Consider the following 16,288-nt stretch of genomic DNA (forward strand, 5'->3'; position numbering starts at 1 on the left):
GTGATTCGCGGCGCGGCGGCCGCGGTATGCCTCGGTATACCGGTTTTGTGATCACTGGTTTTGACCATGTGATCACAAATGTCGGTTTTTCCCGGGCCTGCGCGCCTTTGTCCTTTCATGGGCCGCGGGGCCCGTGTTTGAAGGCGTCAAACGCGAACAGGTGTCGAGGGACCAGCCATGAACATCCACGAGTATCAGGCGAAGGCGCTCCTGCGCTCCTACGGCGCCCCGGTCAGCGACGGTCGTGCCGTCTTCCGCGCCGAGGAAGCCAAGACCGCCGCCGGCGAACTCGACGGCCCGCTCTGGGTGGTGAAGGCTCAGATCCACGCGGGCGGCCGCGGCAAGGGCTCCTTCAAGGAGGCCGACGCGGGCGAGAAAGGCGGCGTGCGCCTCGCCAAGTCGGTCGAGGAAGCCGAGGCCGAGGCCAAGCGGATGCTCGGCCGGACCCTCGTGACCCACCAGACCGGCCCCGCCGGCAAGCAGGTCAACCGCATCTACATCGAGGATGGCTCCGACATCGAGCGCGAGCTCTACCTCGCCCTTCTCGTGGACCGGACGACCAGCCGCATCTCCTTCGTCTGCTCCACCGAAGGCGGCATGGACATCGAGGAGGTCGCCGCCTCCACCCCCGAGAAGATCCTCAGCTTCTCCGTCGACCCCGCCACCGGATACCAGCCCTTCCACGGCCGCCGCATCGCCTTCGCTCTCGGGCTCGAGGGCAAGCAGGTCAAGGAATGCGTGGGTCTCATGGGCATCCTCTACAGGGCCTTCGTCGAGAAGGACATGGAGATGCTCGAGATCAACCCGCTCATCGTGACCGACACCGGCAACCTCAAGGTGCTCGACGCCAAGCTGGGCTTCGATTCGAACGCGCTCTACCGCCAGCAGGACATCCTCGCCCTCCGCGACGAGACGGAGGAGGACCCGAAGGAACTCGAAGCCTCCAAGTATGACCTCAACTACATCGCCCTCGACGGCGAGATCGGCTGCATGGTCAACGGCGCGGGCCTCGCCATGGCGACCATGGACATCATCAAGCTCTACGGCTCCGAGCCCGCCAACTTCCTCGACGTGGGCGGCGGCGCGACCAAGGAAAAGGTGACCGAGGCCTTCAAGATCATCACCTCCGACCTTCAGGTGAAGGGCATCCTCGTCAACATCTTCGGCGGCATCATGCGCTGCGACGTCATCGCCGAAGGCGTGATCGCGGCGGTGAAGGAGGTGGGCCTGAAGGTCCCGCTGGTGGTCCGCCTCGAGGGCACGAACGTCGAGAAGGGCAAGGAGATCCTCAACGCCTCCGGCCTGAACGTCATCGCCGCAGACAGCCTGTCGGACGGCGCCGAGAAGATCGTGAAGGCGGTCAAGGGATAATCGTAGGCCGGGCCTCGGCCCGGCATCACGCGAAATGCCGGGCCGAGGCCCGGCCTACGGAGACGAACCAAATGTCCGTACTGATCGACGAAAACACCAAGGTCATCTGCCAAGGGATCACCGGCTCCCAGGGGACCTTCCACACCGAGCAGGCCATCGCCTACGGCACGAAGATGGTCGGCGGCGTCACCCCCGGCAAGGGCGGTCAGACCCATCTCGACCTGCCGGTCTTCAACTCGGTCCACGAGGCGAAGCACGCCACGGACGCCAACGCCACCGTGATCTATGTCCCCCCGTCCTTCGCCGCCGACTCGATCCTCGAGGCTATCGACGCCGAGATGGAGGTCATCGTCTGCATCACCGAGGGCATCCCGGTGCTCGACATGATGAAGGTCAAGCGCGCTCTCGTGGACAGCGCCTCCATCCTCATCGGGCCGAACTGCCCGGGCGTGATCACCCCCGACGCCTGCAAGATCGGCATCATGCCGGGCCACATCCACCGCCGCGGCTCCGTCGGCGTCGTCTCCCGCTCCGGCACCCTGACCTACGAGGCCGTCAAGCAGACCACCGACGTGGGCCTCGGCCAGTCGACCTGCGTCGGCATCGGCGGCGACCCGATCAAGGGGACGGAACATATCGACGTGCTCGAGTGGTTCCTCGCAGATGACGAAACGCAGTCGATCATCATGATCGGCGAGATCGGCGGCAGCGCCGAGGAGGAAGCCGCCCAGTTCCTCGCCGACGAGAAGAAGCGCGGCCGCTGGAAGCCCACCGCCGGCTTCATCGCCGGCCGCACGGCGCCTCCGGGCCGCCGCATGGGCCACGCGGGCGCCATCGTCGCCGGCGGCAAGGGCGGCGCCGAGGACAAGATCGAGGCGATGAAATCCGCAGGGATCGTCGTCGCCGACAGTCCCGCCAGCCTTGGCGAGGCCGTGCTCAAGGCCATCGGGTAAGAGGAGGGACCCATGGAGACCAAGCCGGACGCACGGGCAGAGTCCCATTCCCCGCTCTGCACGCGCACCTTTCTCGTCTTGATCGGGATGCTCGCCGCGATCCTCGCCGCGGCACTCATGGCTGGCGGGCCGGTCTGATGCGCGGGGCCGCGGCCCCGGCCCCCATGCCCCGTGCGGCTGCGACACCGCGCGGGAGCGTTCTGTCGCACGCCCTGATTTATGGTAACCGGAGTCCGTGCGCGGGGATCCGTCCCTCGGCGGGACCAGCGCCGGACAAAGGCCCCGAGAGGGTCGCCCAGCAGGAGCAGAAACGATGACATTCACCGAATCCGTCAAGACCGTCGCCACACAGAAATACTTCGATTTCTCGGGCCGGGCCTCCCGCTCGGAATTCTGGTGGTGGATGCTGGCCTATGTCCTCGGCGCGATCGTCGTCTCCTTCGTGCCCCTGCTGCCGATCGTCTACGCCCTTGCCCTCTTCCTGCCCACCCTGGGCGTCGGCTGGCGCCGGATGCAGGACATCGGCAAGCCCGGCTGGTACTTCCTGATCCCCTCGATCTACAACGTCTTCGCCCGGCTGGTGACGCCCTCCGTGTCCATGGAGATGGACCCCAGCACCGGCATGCCGACGGAGATGCCCGGCATGGGCGCGATGGCCTGGTCCTCGCTCGTCGGGATCATCGGCTTCGTGATCGCCATCGTCTTCCTCATCTTCCTCGTGCGCAAATCGGACCCCGGCCCCAACGCCTACGGACCGCCCCCCACCTCGTGACGCCGGCCCCATCCCCGAAGGTATCGCCATGACCGAACATTCGCCCAACGACGTCTTTCACGCCTCCTCCTTCCTGCAGGGCCACAATGCCGATTACATCGAGCAGCTCTACGCCCGCTATGCCGACAATCCCGGCGCCGTGGACGACAGCTGGCGCGCCTTCTTCGCCAGCCTCGGCGACGCCCCCTCCGAGGCGCGCGCAGAGGCTGCCGGCCCGTCCTGGGCGCGCGCCGACTGGCCACCGCAACCCTCCGATGACCTGACCGCCGCGCTCGACGGCCAGTGGCCCGCCGACCCCAGGGAGGCGAAGGGCGCGAGGGACAAGATCGTCGCCAAGGCCGAGGAACAGGGCGCGCAGATCACCGAGGCGCAGGTGCGCGGCGCCGTGCTCGACTCGGTGCGCGCGCTGATGATCATCCGCGCCTACCGGATCCGGGGTCACCTCGTGGCCGATCTCGACCCCCTCGGCATGCGGCAGGAGACGCCCCATCCCGAGCTCGATCCCCGGTCCTACGGCTTCGCCGAGGCCGACATGGACCGGCCCATCTTCATCGACAAGGTTCTGGGTCTCGAACATGCGACGATGCGCGAGATCCTCGAGATCGTGAAGCGCACCTACTGCGGCACCTTCGCGCTCCAGTACATGCACATCTCCGACCCCGAACAGGCCGCCTGGCTCAAGGAGCGGATCGAGGGTTACGGCAAGGAGATCAAGTTCACCCAGAACGGGCGCAAGGCGATCCTGAACAAGCTTGTCGAGGCCGAGGGCTTCGAGAAGTTCCTCCATGTGAAATACATGGGCACGAAGCGCTTCGGCCTCGACGGCGGCGAGGCGCTGATCCCCGCGATGGAACAGGTGATCAAGCGCGGCGGTGCGCTCGGAATCAAGGAGATCGTCATCGGCATGCCCCACCGCGGGCGGCTGTCGGTGCTCGCCAACGTGATGGGCAAGCCCTACCGCGCGATCTTCAACGAATTCCAGGGGGGCAGCTTCAAGCCCGAGGATGTCGACGGATCGGGCGACGTCAAATACCACCTCGGCGCCTCCTCGGACCGGGAATTCGACGGCAATTCGGTGCACCTGTCGCTCACGGCGAACCCCTCCCACCTGGAGGCGGTGAACCCCGTGGTCCTGGGCAAGGCCCGCGCCAAGCAGGACCAGCTTTCCGACGCCGATCGCACCGCCGTGCTGCCGCTGCTCCTGCACGGCGACGCGGCCTTCGCCGGTCAGGGCGTCGTGGCCGAATGCTTCCAGATGGGCGGCATCCGGGGCCATCGGACGGGCGGAACCATGCATATCGTGGTGAACAACCAGATCGGCTTCACCACCGCGCCGCATTTTTCGCGCTCCTCGCCCTATCCCACCGACATCGCGCTGATGGTCGAGGCGCCGATCTTCCATGTGAACGGCGACGATCCCGAGGCCGTGGTCCACGCCGCCAAGGTCGCCACCGAGTTCCGCCAGAAATTCGCCAAGGACGTGGTGCTCGACATCATCTGTTATCGCCGGTTCGGCCATAACGAGGGCGACGAGCCCATGTTCACCAACCCCGTGATGTACACGCGCATCAAGGGCCACAAGACCACGCTCACGCTCTACACCGAACGTCTGGTCAAGGACGGTCTCATCCCCGAGGGCGAGATCGAGGACATGAAGGCCGCCTTCCAGGCCCACCTCAACGAAGAGTTCGAGGCCGGCAAGACCTACAGGCCCAACAAGGCCGACTGGCTCGACGGCCGCTGGTCCCACATGGACCGGATGAAGCAGGGCAAGTACCAGCGCGGCAAGACCTGGATCAGGCGCGAGACCTTCGACCAGATCGGCACGGCTCTGACCCGCGCGCCTGACGGCTTCTCCATGCACCGCACGGTGGAGCGCCTGATCGAGACCAAGCGCCAGATGTTCGACGCGGGCGAAGGCTTCGACTGGGCCACCGCCGAGGCGCTCGCCTTCGGCTCCCTCCTGACCGAGGGCTATCCCGTCCGCCTCGCCGGCCAGGACAGCGCGCGCGGCACCTTCTCCCAGCGGCATTCCGCGCTGATCAACCAGGACACCGAAGAGCGCTACTACCCGCTCAACCACATCCGCGAAGGCCAGGCCCGCTACGAGGTCATCGACTCGATGCTCTCCGAATACGCGGTGCTGGGCTTCGAGTACGGCTACAGCCTCGCCGAGCCCAACGCGCTCACGCTCTGGGAGGCGCAGTTCGGCGACTTCGCCAACGGCGCGCAGATCATGTTCGACCAGTTCATCTCCTCGGGCGAATCGAAATGGCTGCGCATGTCCGGCCTCGTCATGCTGCTGCCCCACGGCTTCGAGGGACAGGGGCCAGAGCACAGCTCCGCCAGGCTCGAGCGCTTCCTGCAGATGTGCGGACAGGACAACTGGATCGTGGCCAACTGCACCACGCCCGCGAACTATTTCCACATCCTGCGCCGCCAGCTGCACCGCAGCTTCCGCAAGCCGCTCGTCCTGATGACGCCGAAATCGCTCCTGCGGCACAAGCTCGCCGTGTCGAAGGCCGACGAGTTCCTCGAGGGCTCCTCCTTCCACCGGGTGCTCTGGGACGACGCGCAGTATGGCAACTCGGAAACGGCGCTGAAGCCCGACGCGGAGATTCGCCGGGTCGTGATGTGTTCCGGCAAGGTCTATTACGACCTTCTCGAGAAGCGCGACGCCGAGGGCATCGACGACGTCTACCTGATGCGGATCGAGCAGTTCTATCCCTTCCCCGCCCAGTCGGCCGTGCGGGAGCTGGAACGGTTCAAGTCCGCCGAGATGATCTGGTGTCAGGAAGAACCCAAGAACCAGGGCGCCTGGACCTTCATCGAGCCGAACCTCGAATGGGTCCTCTCGCGCATCGGCGCGACCCACACCCGACCCCGCTATGTCGGCCGGGCCGCTTCGGCCTCGCCCGCCACCGGCCTCGCATCCCAGCACAAGGCACAACAAGAGGCGCTCGTCACCGAAGCGCTGACCATCGAAGGATGACCACCAATGTCCGTTGAAGTCCGCGTCCCCACCCTGGGCGAAAGCGTCACCGAGGCCACCGTCGCCACCTGGTTCAAGAAGCCCGGCGACGAGGTCGCGGTGGACGAGATGCTCTGCGAACTCGAGACAGACAAGGTGACGGTGGAGGTCCCCTCCCCCGCCGCCGGCAAGCTCAGCGAGATCGTCGCAGCCGAAGGCGACACCGTGGGCGTCGACGCCCTCCTCGCGTCCATCGTCGAGGCCGGCCACGCCGGCTCCTCGACCGAGGTCAAGCCCCGCGCCGGCACGCCCGAACCCTACGACGCCCCCGCGCCCGATGCCGCGAAGGCCGAGCCGGATGCGGCTGCGTCCGGAGAGGACATGGACGTCATGGTGCCCACCCTGGGCGAAAGCGTCACCGAGGCCACCGTCTCCACCTGGTTCAAGAAGCCGGGTGACAGCTTCGAGGCCGACGAGATGCTCTGCGAGCTCGAGACCGACAAGGTCTCCGTGGAGGTCCCCGCCCCCGCCGCCGGCACGCTCAAGGAAGTGCTGGCCGAGGAAGGCGCGACGGTCGAGGCCGGCGGCAAGCTCGCCGTCATGACCACCGGCACGGGCGGCGCTGCGGCCCCGGCGAAGAGCGGCGAGAAGAGCCATGAGGTCGCCGGCGGCTACGGTGACCGCGAGCGCCCCGAAGCCCCTCCCGAAACCGCCCCGGCCTCCGGCCGCACCGACGTCGAGAACGCCCCCTCCGCCACCAAGATGATGGCCGACAAGGGGCTCGACGAGGGCAAGGTCAAGGGCACCGGCCGCGACGGCCGCATCATGAAGGAGGACGTGCTCAAGGCCCTGACCCAGCCCGCCCCCGAGAAGGCCGAGGCGCCGAAAGCGCCCCCGCGCGCGCCCTCGACGCCCCAGGACGCCGACCGCGAGGAGCGGGTCAAGATGACCCGCCTGCGCCAGACCATCGCCCGCCGCCTGAAGGAGAGCCAGAACACCGCCGCGATGCTGACCACCTACAACGAGGTGGACATGGGCGGCGTCATGGACCTCCGGAACGAATACAAGGACCTGTTCCTGAAGAAGCACGGCGTCAAACTCGGCTTCATGTCCTTCTTCGTGAAGGCCTGCTGCCACGCCCTGAACGAGGTGCCGGACGTCAACGCCGAGATCGACGGCACCGACGTGGTCTACAAGAACTACGTCCACATGGGCATCGCCGTGGGCACGCCCACCGGCCTCGTGGTGCCCGTGGTGCGCGACGCCCACCTCAAGGGCTTCGCGCAGATCGAGAAGGAAATCGCGGAGCTTGGCGTCAAGGGCCGCGACGGCAAGCTGACCATGGCCGACATGCAGGGCGGCAGCTTCACCATCTCGAACGGCGGCGTCTACGGCTCGCTCATGTCCTCTCCGATCCTGAACCCGCCGCAGTCGGGCATCTTGGGCATGCACAAGATCCAGGAGCGGCCCATGGTCGTGAAGGGCCAGATCGTCGCGCGGCCGATGATGTATCTCGCCCTCAGCTACGATCACCGCATCGTCGACGGCAAGGGCGCGGTGACCTTCCTCGTTCGCGTGAAAGAGGCGCTCGAGGACCCGCGCCGCCTCCTGATGGACCTCTGAGCAAAGGGGGCGGGGGCCCTCCCCCGCCCGGCCTCCATGCGACCAGCCCCCACATCCCGTAGGGTGGGTTTCCAACCCACCGCCCCCGGCTTCTCCATCCGGCGCGGGCCGGCCTTCACCTCGCCGCCCCGGGTCCCCCGCGCCCCGGTGTCGCGCCCCAGCGCCCGGACCCTCGCCGCTCCCGCCCCGTTGTCTCCCATCGCACCCCAACCCGGAGACACACCATGACCGATCCCGTCCACATTCCCGACGGCTCCCCCGACCTCCAGCACTGGGACGACGACCGCCACGGGAGCGTCACCTACCGCATCCTCGTCGATGCCGATGGCGGCCCCAGCCGCGGACTCGTGCAGGGCATCGCCTATCTCGAGCCCGGCGATCGCGAGAACATGCACACCCACGACATACCCGAGACGATCCATGTGCTCGAAGGCTCCGGCGAGGCCCGGCTCCAGGGCAACAGCCTGCCCCTCGCGCCGGGTGACACGCTCTTCGTCCCCGCCGGTGCGCCCCATGCCTGGAGCGCCGCCGAGGCCGAGGGGCTGACCCTGCTCTTCACCTTCCCGACCGACCGCTTTGCCGAGGTCGCCTACCACTTCGACGCCGCCGCATGACCGGTCGGGCGCGTTCCCGTGGCCCAGCGAGGGCGCGCCCGTGACCGGCCCCTGGCTCATGTCCTCGATGAAGGACGAGGGCGCCCATCTCCTCGAGTGGCTTGCCTATCACCGCGTCATCGGCTTTCCCCGCGCGGTGATCTGCACCAACGACTGCTCCGACGGAACCGACATCCTGCTCGACCGTCTCGCCGCGGCCGGCCTTGTCATCCACCTGCGCAACGTCGTCCCGCTCGGCAGCCCGCCCCAGCATTCCGCCGCCCGCCTGGCCATGGCGCATCTCGCCCACGAGGCCGCATGCTGGGTCCTCCACATCGACGCCGACGAGTTCCTCAATGTCCACCTCGGGTCAGGCCATGTCGACGACCTCCTCACCCTCGCCGGAGAGGCCGACTGCATCGCGCTCGCCTGGCGCAATTTCGGCGACGCCGGCCACGCCGCCTGGCCAGGCGCCACCCTGCCCCATTTCACCCGGCGCGAGGCGCAGCCCGCCCCGGACGAGACCTACGTCAAATGCCTCTTCCGCCGCGACGCCTTCGCCGCCGCCTGGGCGCACATGCCGACCCGGCCCACCGGCCAGCCGCGCCTCGTCAACGCCGCCGGAGAGCCGCTGGCGAACGACAACCTCTTCTCCGACCGCCCCCGCGTGCGTTTCTTCCCCGTGGCCCGCGCCGACCGCGCCGAGACCCACGCGGGCATCAACCACTACGGCGTGAAATCCCCCGACCTCTTCGCGCTGAAGCGCGCGCGCGGCCGGGGCGAGAACACCACCGGCCACCAGAAGTACCGCGTGGGCTCCGAATGGCACAGGCGCGCCAACCGCAACGAGATCGAGGACCGCACCATCCTGCGCCACTGGCCCGCAACGCAGGCCGAACTCGCCCGCCTGCGCGTCCTGCCCGGCGTGGCCGAGGCCGAATCCCTTTGCCTTGAATGGCTCGACGCGACGCGCGAAAAGGCTGTCCATGACAGCTGAACTCACCGTCCTCGCCCTCGCCGCCCTGCTGCACGGCGTGCAACTGGCGCTCTTCGCCGTGCCCGCGAACCGCGAACTGGGCATCGGCAAGACCCTGAGTCCGCGCGACCCGGACCGGCTCGAAAAGCCGCTGATGGAGCAGGTCTCCACCCGCACCGGCCGCCTCGCCCGCGCCTACGGCAACCACAACGAGGCGCTGCTGCTCTTCGCGATCGCCGTGTCCCTCGTCAGCCTCGCCGGTGCCGCGACCCCGTTCACCGCCGCCATGGCCTGGACCTACCTCGTCGCCCGCATCCTCTATGTGCCCGCCTACGCGCTCGGCTGGGTCCCGTGGCGCACGGTCTTCTTCGCCGCGGCCTGGTTCGCCAGCTTCGCCATGATCCTCGCAACGCTCATCTGAACCCCGACCGCAACCCTGACCTGACACTTTTCGGTGCACGCGCTGTGCACGTCCCGGTGCACAGGTTGCATCACCCGCAAAGACCCCAAGGAGACCCCAAATGGCCCAATACGACGTCATCGTGATCGGCTCCGGCCCCGGCGGCTATGTCTGCGCCATCCGCTGCGCCCAGCTGGGCCTCAAGACCGCCTGCGTCGAGGGCCGCGAAACCCTGGGCGGCACCTGCCTCAACGTGGGCTGCATCCCGTCGAAGGCGCTGCTGCATGCCACCCACATGCTCCACGAGGCCGAGGCCAACTTCGCCGAGATGGGCCTCAAGGGAAAAAGCCCCTCGGTGGATTGGGCGCAGATGCTGTCCTACAAGGCCAAGACCATCAGCCAGAACACCGGCGGCATCGAATTTCTTTTCAAGAAGAACAAGATAGACTGGCTGAAGGGCTGGGGCTCCGTGCCCGGGAAGGGCAAGGTCAAGGTCGGCGACGAGGTCCATGAGGCAAAGCACATCGTCATTGCCTCCGGCTCCGAACCTGCTTCGCTGCCCGGCGTCGAGGTGGACGAGGAGACCGTCGTCACCTCCACCGGCGCGCTCGAGTTGAAGAAGATCCCGAAGAAGATGGTTGTCATCGGCGGCGGCGTGATCGGCCTCGAGCTGGGCTCGGTCTACTCCCGTCTCGGCGCCGAGGTGACGGTGGTCGAGTTCCTCGACACGATCACCCCGACCATGGACGCAGAAGTGAGCAAGCAGTTCCAGAAAATCCTTGCGAAACAAGGCCTCAAGTTCACTCTCGGCGCCGCCGTCCAGGGCGTCGAGACGGCAAAGGGCAAGGCGAAGGTGACCTACAAGCTGCGCAAGGACGACAGCGAGCACATGATCGAGGCCGACACCGTCCTCGTCTCGACCGGCCGCAAACCCTTCACCGACGGCCTCGGCCTCGCCGACCTCGGCGTGGAGACGAGCGAGCGCGGCCAGATCAGGACGGATGCCCGCTACCGCACCAATGTCGAGGGCATCTACGCCATCGGCGACTGCATCGCGGGACCCATGCTGGCCCACAAGGCCGAGGACGAGGGCATGGCGGTGGCCGAAGGCATCGCCGGCCAGCACCCCCATGTGAACTACGACGTGATCCCCAGCGTGATCTACACCCACCCCGAGGTCGCCTCCGTCGGCAAGACCGAGGAGGAGCTGAAGGAGGCGGGCCGCAAGTACAAGACGGGCAAGTTCTCCTTCATGGGCAACGGCCGCGCCAAGGCCAACTTCGCCGCCGACGGGTTCGTGAAGATCCTCGCAGATGCCGAGACCGACCGGATCCTCGGCGCCCATATCATCGGGCCGATGGCGGGCGATCTCATTCACGAGGTCTGCGTCGGCATGGAATTCGGCGCGGCCGCCGAGGACATCGCCCGCACCTGCCATGCCCACCCGACCTATTCCGAGGCGGTCCGCGAGGCGGCGCTGGCCTGCGGCGACGGCCCGATCCATTCCTGACGGCGCGCGATTGTTCTGCGAATGATCGGAGGGGGCGCTGCCCCCTCCGGCGTTGGCGGGGGGGCGTCTTCGAAGAAGAGAGCCCCCGCCGACCCCTGCCCGATGATCCCCGAGACCGGAGAGACCCCATGGCCCGCGACATCCTCATCGCCCCCTCGATTCTCGCCGCCGATTTCGCCGATTTCGGCCGCGAGGTCCGCGCCGTGGAGGTCGAAGGCGCGGACTGGATCCACATCGACGTCATGGACGGCCATTTCGTCCCGAACCTCACCTTCGGCCCGCCCATGGTCAAGGCGCTCAGGCCGCACGTGACGACCTTCATGGACGTCCACCTGATGATCGCGCCCGTCGATCCGATGATCGAGGCCTTCGCCGAGGCGGGTGCGGACCTGCTCACCGCCCATCTCGAGGCCGGCCCGCATCCGCACCGGACGCTGCAGGCGATCCGTGCGGCGGGGATGAAGGCGGGTCTCGCGGTCAATCCCGGGACCGCGGTGGACGCTGCAGCGCCGCTCCTCGATCTCTGCGACCTCGTCTGCGTGATGACGGTCAACCCGGGCTTCGGCGGGCAGACCTTCATCGACAGTCAGCTCGGCCAGATCGCGCGGCTCAGGGAGATGATCGGCGACCGCCCGATCCGCATAGAGGTAGACGGCGGCATCGACGCCCGAACCGCGCCCGCGGTCGTGAGCGCGGGTGCCGACGTCCTCGTCGCGGGGTCGGCGGTGTTCCGCGGCGGCACCGCCGACGAGCCTGCGGCCTACGGCGCCAACATCCGCGACCTGCGCAAGGCTGCAACACTCTGAACGGACTCTGATCCACATCAAGGCGGATCACCCGATCCGTCGTATTGTCGCACCATGCGACTGACCGTCCGCACCAACCTGGCCATGCGCGCGCTGATGACCTGTGCCATCAACGCCCCCGAAACCGTGCGCCGCGCCGACATCGCGCGCCTCTGCAACGGGTCGGAGGCGCATTTCGGCCTCGTGGTGAACAAGCTCGCTCAGGCGGGCTTTATCGAGACCCTGCGCGGACGCGGCGGCGGCATCCGCCTCGCCCGCCCGCCGGACGAGATCACGGTCGGCCAGGTTTTCCGCGTCTTCGAGGCTGGCGTGCCCTTCGCCGAATGCTTCGCAGGCGGTGAGAATCTGTGCCCGATCAAGGGCGCCTGCCGGCTGCGCGGCACGCTCGGCCGGGCGCTCGAGGCGTTTTACCGCGAACTCGACGATGTGACGCTCGCCGAGCTGACCTGCGGAAACGACCCGCTCGCAGCCCTGCTCCTGGCAACCGCGGAACCCGCCTGACCCCGGCGGCTCCGCCGCACAGTACACTGATACTTCGGAGTTCTTGGTAGCGTGGGGCGGACTTGAACCGCCGACCCCAGCATTATGAGTGCTGTGCTCTAACCAGCTGAGCTACCACGCCACGCCCGGCGGGACCTAGCCAAGCCCCCCGGTCCTGTCAATTGCAAAAGGCCGCACTTTCCTTCGGTCGGGCCCTCGGGCAAGAGCGGACTCATGATCGAAACGCTCTCCGCCATTGTGGGCTCCGCCAATGTCGCCACCGGTCCCGATGCGGCCGCCTGGGCCCGGGACTGGACCGGCAAGTACGAGGGGGTACCCGCCGCCGTCGTCCGCCCCGCCTCGACCGACGAGGTGGCCGCGATCCTCCGCGTCGCTTCCGAACACCGCCGGGCCATCGTGCCGGTCTCCGGCAACACCGGCCTCAACGGCGGGGCCCATGCGCCGGGCGCCCTGGTGCTGTCGCTGGACCGGATGCGTGCGATTCGCGGCATCGACACCGCCGCGCGCACCGCCGAGGTGCAGGCGGGCGTGGTTCTGGCGGACCTGCACGCGGCGACAGAGGCGCTGGACCTGATCTTTCCCATGACCTTCGGCGCCAAGGGCTCGGCCCGGATCGGCGGCATGATCGCCACCAACGCGGGCGGCTCGAACGTCCTGCGCTACGGGTCCATGCGGCACCTCGTGCTGGGGCTGGAGGCGGTGATGGCCGACGGGCGGGTGATGCGCCTCATGGGCGGGCTGCACAAGGACAACACCGGGCTCGACCTGCGCCAGCTGCTGATCGGGTCCGAGGGCACGCTCGGCATCGTCACCGCCGCTGTCCTGAAGCTCGCCCCGAAGCCGCGCGCTTTCGCGACGGCGATGGTCGCCGCCGCCTCCCTGCCCGCCGCCCTCGACCTCCTGAACCGGCTGAAGGATGCCTCGGTCGGGTCGGTCGAAGCGTTCGAGTACATGCCTGCCAGCTACATCGCGCGGCACATGGCCCACATCAGGGGCTCACGAGAACCGTTCGCGGAGCGGCACGAGGTGAACATCCTCGTGGAACTGGGAGCCACTGCAGCCCGCGACGCGACCCCGGGTCCCGACGGACGGATTCCGCTCGCGGCACTTCTCGAGGCGGAGCTGGAAGCGGCGCTGGAGGCGGGCCTCGTCCTCGACGCCACCGTCGCGCAGTCGGAGGCCCAGCGCCGCGAGATGTGGACCCGGCGCGAGAACGCGGCGGAGATCACCTTCACCGGCGAGGCGGTCGTGGACACGGACATCGCCGTACCGCTCTCGGCCGTGCCAGCCTTCTTCGATCATGTCCGTCCCGCCGTCGCGGCGCTCGATCCCGGGGCGACGGACCTGGCGGTTGCGCATCTGGGCGACGGCAACGTGCACTATACTGTCTACCCGAGCCGAGAGGACCCGGGCCTCTTCGCCGCAATTCGCGCGACGATCGACGACACCGCCGTGAGCCTCGGCGGCAGTTTCTCGGCCGAACACGGGATCGGCTTGTCGAAGCTGGAGGCCCTGCGGCGGCTGAAGGACCCGGTGGCCCTCGACGCGATGCGCGCGATCAAGCGCGCGCTCGACCCGCAGAACATCCTCAATCCGGGCAAGACCATCCCCTGAGCCGATGCGCCAGCCGCTGCGACTGATCCTCGGAGACCCGACCCTGCGCATGTCCGCGGCCGCGGTGGCGCTCTTCGGCGCGCTCGTGGCCTCGGTCACCCCGTATCAGAGCCTTGTGGCGATCCGTCTCTTCGACCTGTCTGACGGCGCCTATGCGGCGATCCTCGTTGCGGCGGCGCTCGTCTCGGTGGGCGGCGCGGTCGCGGCGGGCATCGCGACCGACCGAACGACGGCGCGCAAGCGGGTCGCGCTCGGATCGGCGCTCCTTCTGGTCGCGGGTTACGGTGCCGTTCTCGTCGCGCCCGGACCGGTCACCTTCGTCCTGGCCCATGCCGTCCTGCTGCCAGCGGGCGGCGCGCTCATGGGGCAGCTCTTCGCCCTGGCGCGCCTCGCGACCTCAACGACCTCGGCGCGGGACCGCGATTCGGTGCTGGCCGCGATCCGCGCGCTATTCGCCGTGCCGTTTCTCGTCGTGCTCCCCCTCTGGGCGGTCGCCTTCGATCGCGGAGCGGGCCTTCTGGCAATCTACGGCGCCATGGTCCCCGTTTCTCTGGGTCTTCTCGCGCTGATCCTCCGCGCCTGGCCGCCCGACGGCCACGGACGCTGGACCGAGACCCGCTCGGGCCTGAGTTCCGCAGCGTCCCTGCGCGAAATGGCGGCGCCCGGTGTCCTGGTGCGGGTGGCGCTCACCGGCGGGATCATGTCGGGCGTCTTCGTCTACATGATCGTCCTCGGCCTCGTCTTCGACGAAAGCACAGGTCGCGACTTGGGGGATGTGGCGCTCTTTGCCGGGCTCATCGCCGGGCTGGAGGTCCCCGTCATGCTCGGCATCGGCCAACTGCTCAGGATCCTGAGCCGGATGCAGGCGATCGCGCTCGGGGCGATGACCTATGCCGGCTTCCTCTTCGTCTTTCCGATCCTGCTGCCCAGTCCGCTGGTCTGGCTTCTGACGATCCCGGCCGCCTTGGGCGCCGGGATCATCCTGTCGCTGCCGATCGGCTATGTGCAGGATCTGATGGGCGACCGGGCCGGGGCCGGCGGGGCCCTGCTGGCGCTGCAGAAGGTCGCCGGCGACGCCGTCGCCGCCGTGGTCTTTGCCGGTGCAGCGTGGTGGGGCGGCTATGCCGCGGCTGCGGTCATGGCGGGCCTCGCGATGCTGGCCGCGACAGCCGCGCTCCTGTGGCTGGACCGACGATCCGCGACGGCCGTGCCGCGCTGAAGCATCCCGAGGCGCGCCACGTCAGATCGCAAAGAAGCTCTCCCCGGCCCGTCCCCGCAGGGTCAGCCCGAGATTGCGCCCCAGCTCCGCGCCGTCCTCGACCGAGGCCTCACCCGAATCGGCGAGGCTCTCGGACCCGTCGGGCCGCAGGATCTCGCCCCGCAGGCGTACCGTCCCGCCGTTCAGTTCCGCCAGCCCGCCAATGGGCGTCTCGCAGGATCCGTCGAGGGCAGCGAGGAACGCACGTTCGGCCGCTAGGCGCCGGCCCGTGGGGCCGTCGTGGATCGCGGCCAGCATCTCTGCAGCGCGGGTATCGTGGGCCCGCCGCTCGATGCCGATGGCTCCCTGGGCGATGGCCGGAAGCATGTCCTCCGGCGAAATGGGGGCCTTCGCCACCTCCGCCATCCCAAGCCGCCTGAGCCCCGCCATGGCAAGGAAGGTCGCCTCGGCCACGCCGTCCTCCAGCTTCTTCATGCGGGTCTGCACGTTGCCCCGGAACTCCACCACCTGCAGGTCCGGTCGCTTGTTCAGCAGTTGTGCGCGCCGCCGCAGCGAGGAGGTGCCCACAACAGTGCCCGCGGGCAGGCTCGCCAGATCGCCATGCGCGAGCGAGACGAAGGCGTCGCGCACGTCCTCCCGCGGCAGGTAGCAGTCGAGCATCAGCCCCTCGGGCTGCTCGGTCGGCATGTCCTTCATCGAATGGACGGCGATGTCGACCTCGCCCGACAGCATCGCCGCCTCGATCTCTTTCGTGAACAGGCCCTTTCCGCCGATCTCCTTCAGCGGGCGGTCGATGATCCGGTCTCCGGTGGTCTTGATCACCACGATGGAGAAGGCCTCGAAAGGCAGGTCGAAGGCGCGGGCGAGCCGGTCACGGGTTTCGTTCGCCTGTGCGAGGGCGAGCGGAGACCCGCGGGTTCCGATCTTCAGGGGTCTGGCGGGGGAGGGCAGATCGCGCGTCATGTCTCACCTGTTAGAC

15 protein-coding genes and 1 tRNA gene are annotated in these 16,288 nt (G+C 68.2%); 14 read left to right on the plus strand and 2 right to left on the minus strand.

From position 1 onward, the window contains the following. Positions 1-177: 177 nt before the first annotated feature. From sucC to EAT49_RS11640, 12 genes are all read left to right on the plus strand, one after another. Positions 178-1,371: an ADP-forming succinate--CoA ligase subunit beta gene (gene sucC, locus EAT49_RS11590; protein ID WP_123642489.1), complete on the plus strand. Its 1,194-nt coding sequence runs from the start codon at positions 178-180 to the stop codon at positions 1,369-1,371. Positions 1,372-1,442: 71 nt separating this feature from the next. Next, positions 1,443-2,324 carry a succinate--CoA ligase subunit alpha gene (gene sucD / locus EAT49_RS11595; protein ID WP_123642490.1) on the plus strand — a complete coding sequence of 294 codons (882 nt, stop codon included), beginning with the start codon at positions 1,443-1,445 and terminating at the stop codon, positions 2,322-2,324. A 12-nt stretch (positions 2,325-2,336) separates the two neighbouring features. Continuing rightward, on the plus strand, positions 2,337-2,462 hold the full coding sequence (locus tag EAT49_RS21710) for a hypothetical protein (protein WP_281274728.1): 126 nt from the start codon (positions 2,337-2,339) through the stop codon (positions 2,460-2,462). Positions 2,463-2,637: 175 nt separating this feature from the next. After that, positions 2,638-3,096 carry a DUF805 domain-containing protein gene (locus tag EAT49_RS11600; RefSeq protein WP_123642491.1) on the plus strand — a complete coding sequence of 153 codons (459 nt, stop codon included), beginning with the start codon at positions 2,638-2,640 and terminating at the stop codon, positions 3,094-3,096. Positions 3,097-3,124: 28 nt separating this feature from the next. After that, entirely contained in the window at positions 3,125-6,088 is a 2,964-nt protein-coding gene (locus EAT49_RS11605; protein ID WP_123642492.1) for a 2-oxoglutarate dehydrogenase E1 component, read from the plus strand. 6 nt (positions 6,089-6,094) lie between these two features. Next, entirely contained in the window at positions 6,095-7,690 is a 1,596-nt protein-coding gene (gene odhB, locus EAT49_RS11610) for a 2-oxoglutarate dehydrogenase complex dihydrolipoyllysine-residue succinyltransferase (protein WP_123642493.1), read from the plus strand. Positions 7,691-7,914: 224 nt separating this feature from the next. Next, positions 7,915-8,304, plus strand: coding sequence for a cupin domain-containing protein (locus EAT49_RS11615; protein ID WP_123642494.1), 390 nt, complete (start codon positions 7,915-7,917; stop codon positions 8,302-8,304). Positions 8,305-8,344: 40 nt separating this feature from the next. Further along, positions 8,345-9,280: a glycosyltransferase family 2 protein gene (locus EAT49_RS11620; protein WP_123642495.1), complete on the plus strand. Its 936-nt coding sequence runs from the start codon at positions 8,345-8,347 to the stop codon at positions 9,278-9,280. Then, positions 9,270-9,680, plus strand: a complete 411-nt coding sequence (locus EAT49_RS11625; RefSeq protein WP_123642496.1) for an MAPEG family protein — start codon at positions 9,270-9,272, stop codon at positions 9,678-9,680. Before EAT49_RS11620 ends, EAT49_RS11625 begins: the two co-directional genes overlap by 11 nt. Positions 9,681-9,780: 100 nt before the next feature. Then, positions 9,781-11,169 carry a dihydrolipoyl dehydrogenase gene (gene lpdA, locus EAT49_RS11630; RefSeq protein WP_123642497.1) on the plus strand — a complete coding sequence of 463 codons (1,389 nt, stop codon included), beginning with the start codon at positions 9,781-9,783 and terminating at the stop codon, positions 11,167-11,169. 128 nt (positions 11,170-11,297) lie between these two features. Beyond that, positions 11,298-11,975, plus strand: coding sequence for a ribulose-phosphate 3-epimerase (gene rpe / locus EAT49_RS11635; protein WP_123642498.1), 678 nt, complete (start codon positions 11,298-11,300; stop codon positions 11,973-11,975). A gap of 54 nt (positions 11,976-12,029) precedes the next feature. Beyond that, positions 12,030-12,476 (plus strand): RrF2 family transcriptional regulator, encoded by a 447-nt coding sequence (locus EAT49_RS11640; protein WP_123642499.1) that lies wholly within the window; start codon positions 12,030-12,032, stop codon positions 12,474-12,476. A gap of 44 nt (positions 12,477-12,520) precedes the next feature. Here the strand turns inward: EAT49_RS11640 and EAT49_RS11645 are convergent. Next, positions 12,521-12,597: transfer RNA gene (locus EAT49_RS11645), tRNA-Met, on the minus strand. 92 nt (positions 12,598-12,689) lie between these two features. Between EAT49_RS11645 and EAT49_RS11650 the strand changes: the two genes are divergently transcribed. Both EAT49_RS11650 and EAT49_RS11655 read left to right on the plus strand, forming a co-directional pair. Beyond that, positions 12,690-14,090: an FAD-binding oxidoreductase gene (locus tag EAT49_RS11650; protein WP_123642500.1), complete on the plus strand. Its 1,401-nt coding sequence runs from the start codon at positions 12,690-12,692 to the stop codon at positions 14,088-14,090. Between the two features lie 4 nt (positions 14,091-14,094). Further along, complete coding sequence (locus EAT49_RS11655) at positions 14,095-15,309, plus strand: MFS transporter (RefSeq protein ID WP_123642501.1); 1,215 nt, start codon at positions 14,095-14,097, stop codon at positions 15,307-15,309. A gap of 21 nt (positions 15,310-15,330) precedes the next feature. On the opposite strand, the gene hemC is transcribed toward EAT49_RS11655, so the two are convergent. Further along, positions 15,331-16,272, minus strand: a complete 942-nt coding sequence (gene hemC, locus EAT49_RS11660) for a hydroxymethylbilane synthase (protein ID WP_123642502.1) — start codon at positions 16,270-16,272, stop codon at positions 15,331-15,333. Between the last annotated feature and the right edge of the window lie 16 nt (positions 16,273-16,288).

The sequence above is a fragment of the Histidinibacterium lentulum genome, from assembly GCF_003789055.1.
GTDB lineage: Bacteria > Pseudomonadota > Alphaproteobacteria > Rhodobacterales > Rhodobacteraceae > Oceanicola > Oceanicola lentulus.